At 55.6% G+C, this 3,558-nt stretch carries 4 protein-coding genes; all 4 read left to right on the top strand.

Features of this window, described 5'->3' with window-relative positions; translation table 11 throughout:
* The coding region (locus tag AC1DXX_RS33110) for a DUF2345 domain-containing protein (RefSeq protein ID WP_478138434.1) at nt 1–369 on the top strand (369 nt) is incomplete at its 5' end.
* An 11-nt stretch (nt 370–380) separates the two neighbouring features.
* The gene (locus tag AC1DXX_RS33115; protein ID WP_478138435.1) at nt 381–2,699 is read left to right on the top strand and encodes a M23 family metallopeptidase; all 2,319 of its coding nucleotides are present in this window, start codon (nt 381–383) and stop codon (nt 2,697–2,699) included.
* Complete coding sequence (locus tag AC1DXX_RS33120; RefSeq protein WP_478138436.1) at nt 2,699–3,358, top strand: hypothetical protein; 660 nt, start codon at nt 2,699–2,701, stop codon at nt 3,356–3,358. Before AC1DXX_RS33115 ends, AC1DXX_RS33120 begins: the two co-directional genes overlap by 1 nt.
* Before the next feature lie 18 nt (nt 3,359–3,376).
* On the top strand, nt 3,377–3,558 hold a 182-nt coding region (locus AC1DXX_RS33125), incomplete at its 3' end, for a hypothetical protein (RefSeq protein WP_478138437.1).

Consider the following 3,558-nt stretch of genomic DNA (forward strand, 5'->3'; position numbering starts at 1 on the left):
GGCCTCTACAGCCATGAGGGCGGCATCCAGGTCATCGCGCAGGACGGGCCGGTGAGCGTGCAGGCGCACACCGACGAACTCGAATGGCTGGCGAAGGAAGGCTTCACGGTCACCAGCAGCAACGACGAGATCCACGTGCTGGCCAAGCAGAAGATCACGCTCAAGGGCGGGCAGACCAGCATCGAACTCGATGGGGCGAACATCACGCTGAAGATGCCGGGGTTGCTGGATGTGAAGGGGACGACGAAGAGTTTTGTGGGGCCGGGAGGGAAGCCTGCGAAGTTGCCAGTGTTGCCCACGGGCATGGCGGTGTTCGAGAAGCCGCCCAGCATTACGCCGCCACCCAACAAGTTCAAATTTTCGGTTTAGGTGAGCGAACGATGATCATCAGTCCACCCTTTCTTTCTCAGCCGGACATTCCGGTCTACAGCGAGCAGTGCGTCAGCGACGTCATGCCCGGAGGCATTGTCGGCAGCGGCGCCTTTCCTGTCAGTCAGGCGATGGCCTGGCATGGCGGCATCCACGTCAACGCCCCCACGGCCGACGAGCCGGTGCGCGCCATCGCCGACGGCACCGTGATCTTCCGGCGCGATGGTGGTAATGCCCGCTACGACGCGCAAGACCATTCCACGGGCTGCGTCGTCATTCGCCATAAAACCGAGATTGGCGCCAACGGCACGACCCCTGTCCACGTCATCTATTACTCCATCTATCAGCACCTACGCTTGCTCGATGCCAACCTGCCGGCCGTCAATCAGCCCGTCTACCGCAAAGACAAGCTGGGATTGGCCGGCACCATCTACGGCCAAGCCAACCGCATCCACCTGGAAATCGTCGCTGGCGATGCCGATGCCAAGAATCTGGTTGGCCGCAGTACCGGCGATCTGGCCGTGGGTAGCGACGGTCGTATCGACGCGGTGTACGGTCAGATCTATGTGCTGGTGCCTGCCAGGACTGCGTGCTACAGCGCTCAGCCGACCGGCGCCACCTTGCCCGCGACGGCCAGCGACAGTGGCGGCGCCGATCTGATCGTTGGCCTCAAGTACGAAGCCGGTAGCGCCACCCTCACCACATACCAACTCGGCGGCGAGGTCGTCGGCACAGCTCCCCTGGAGCCCAAAGCCGAATACAACCTCTACGCCGAAGCGAACACGCGCCATAACCTCAACACCACGGGCTCCAGCCCCAGCGGCTGGTATGAGCTATTGCGCTTTGGCCGCAACCTCGGTAGTGATCCATTGCCGAACAACGCCGCTCACTGGCGTAAGGTCGTCCTGCCCGGTCAACCGCAAGGCGCATGGGTCAACCTCAATGCTGCCCATACCAAGAAGTTCAGCGACGCCGACTTCCCGCACTGGATGGGCTGGAAACTCATTGACGACGACGCCCAGGACGACAACAGCCAGTGCAACTCGGCCATGATCGATGCCATGCTGGCACCGGCGGCCCAGCCCCCGGCACCACCTAACGGGCCACCGAACCTGACGAGCCCGCCCACGCCAGGGCCCCAGGCGCCCGAGAGCGCGCAAACCACGCCCGAGCAAAAGGCGGTCAACCGAAAGCAGAACCTGTGCAAACCCGCCGTGCAGGAGAAGCTGGCCAGAACGATTTGCAAGTTCCCCACGGAGTGGGCCAAAGACCAGGTGCGCACGCGCTGGGCGTGGACACGAGATAAGGGCAACCCTTACATGCCATACCCACTGGAGGACGAAACGGACTTCACGGAAATGACCGACTTTGCGCAGAAGCTGTGCTTCTGGGAGGGTCTACCGGATGAGGACAAGGCGCGCCTGACGATCAAGCACTGGCACTTTCACCCAAGGGAGTTCATCCAGCACTTTAGGAAATGCGGATGGTTGAGTCGCAATGAAATGGTGCAGTTACTTCCTGCAAACTCGCTGCGTCAAGATGGAAATCGATGGTTTTGGGAGGGTGTTCAACTATCTGGGGCAGCGGGTCTGCTCGCTGATGGCGATGCAGCCGCTGGAGAAAGACGAGCGACTCTCAACATTGCATTGAGAAAATACTGCATCGTCACTCCCGTTCGATTGGCCTGTTTTTTCGGCAATACAACGCAAGAAACCCAGTGGTTTCAAAAATTTCACGAAAACAGCCCGTATTGGTATAAGCCATGGGACGGGCGCGGATTTTTGCAACTTACCCATGCGGATAACTACATTAAATATTGGGACTTCAGGGGTGCGGCAATTCCGGCGACAATTCAAACATCATTGAGAAATCACACGGCTTTGGCAAATGTGAATCGAAATCATGGCATGACGGATCCAACAAATAGCTTGAGAGATAGTTCCACGGGAATTCCTCAATCTGTTATCGATCAACGAAATTCTGTTGGAATTGATGCCAATGAGCGAGCTCAAAGCGCCGGCGTGTATTGGGCGTGGTCAGGCGCTTCCGAGCAAGCAGATGGGTATTTGACGAACTCAACAAACACAATGATTTCGAAAACAACAACATCTGGTCTGAAGAATTATTACGAAAATGGCGCGTTCGGAAATGTAGCCGCCACCGTTAACCTTGGCACTCCTAGTTCTAATTTCTCTAGAATTTGGGGCGTGCAGGCGCGTTTCATGGCATTTGCGAATGCGCAGGTTATTCTTCTCGAAAATCCGCTGTTCCCCCAAGGCAATGGCACATCCGGCGGTATTCCCGAGAATTTTTCTTTTCGAAGGCCATGATGAATATCAGATCTTTTTTTGTTGCGATTGTTTGCTGCTTTTCCCTTGAAGCATCTTTTGGGGTAGGCGCATCTGAATTGACCCGAGTTCCTTCTGACATTGATTTGAACCAAGGGGTGAAAGAAGTTGTTGCGAAAATAGATGAATGCAAAATCCAATTGAAATTGGCAGACCGCGAGTATTTTTGGACATCCCCCTCATACAGTGATGCGGTTTTTTATAGACCATCCGGCAACTTTTCGAAAAAGAAGGCACCATATTTTTACAAGCCGGAAGTCGAGACTTATTCGAACGTGTACTGGGATTACATAAAACCAAAGCCATATGACGAGCCTTGGTTTGGATTGCGATGCACAGCGAAAACTCCAGAGCTTTCCACTTATGTGGAGGCCAATTGTCCGGCGCGAAAAAAAGACAATATCTGGGTGTTGACCGAGGCGGCGGCAAAGTTGCCAAAGGTGGAGATCGAAAAAATTGAAGGGAGGGATTGGGATGGATTTGTGGTTTCATTTGAATCCAAGACCAAAGGATTGCGCTCTGCTGTGTTTTGTGCCGTTGGCAAAAAAGTACTCATGGGGCAATCGTCATATCCAGCGGAGAAAAAAGGTAATTTGGAGTCCGTAAAAAATGTTTTAAAGACAATCGAGTTCGCCGATTAGCTTGTAAAAAGCAGTTTTTTGTCCTTCGCTTTCGGTGCCGATGACGACGAGGTGCCAACCGCCGTCCACACGCAGCGCGATCATCGCGTGCAGGTGCGCTTTCATTGGCAGGCCCGGCGCGCGGCGCGGCAGCAGTCAGGGCAGTCGGGCCAGAGTGGACAGGGCAGCCTGGTCACGGCCGGGCGCCACAGCAGCGCGGC

It is taken from the genome of Variovorax sp. P4_B10 (genome assembly GCF_056402375.1).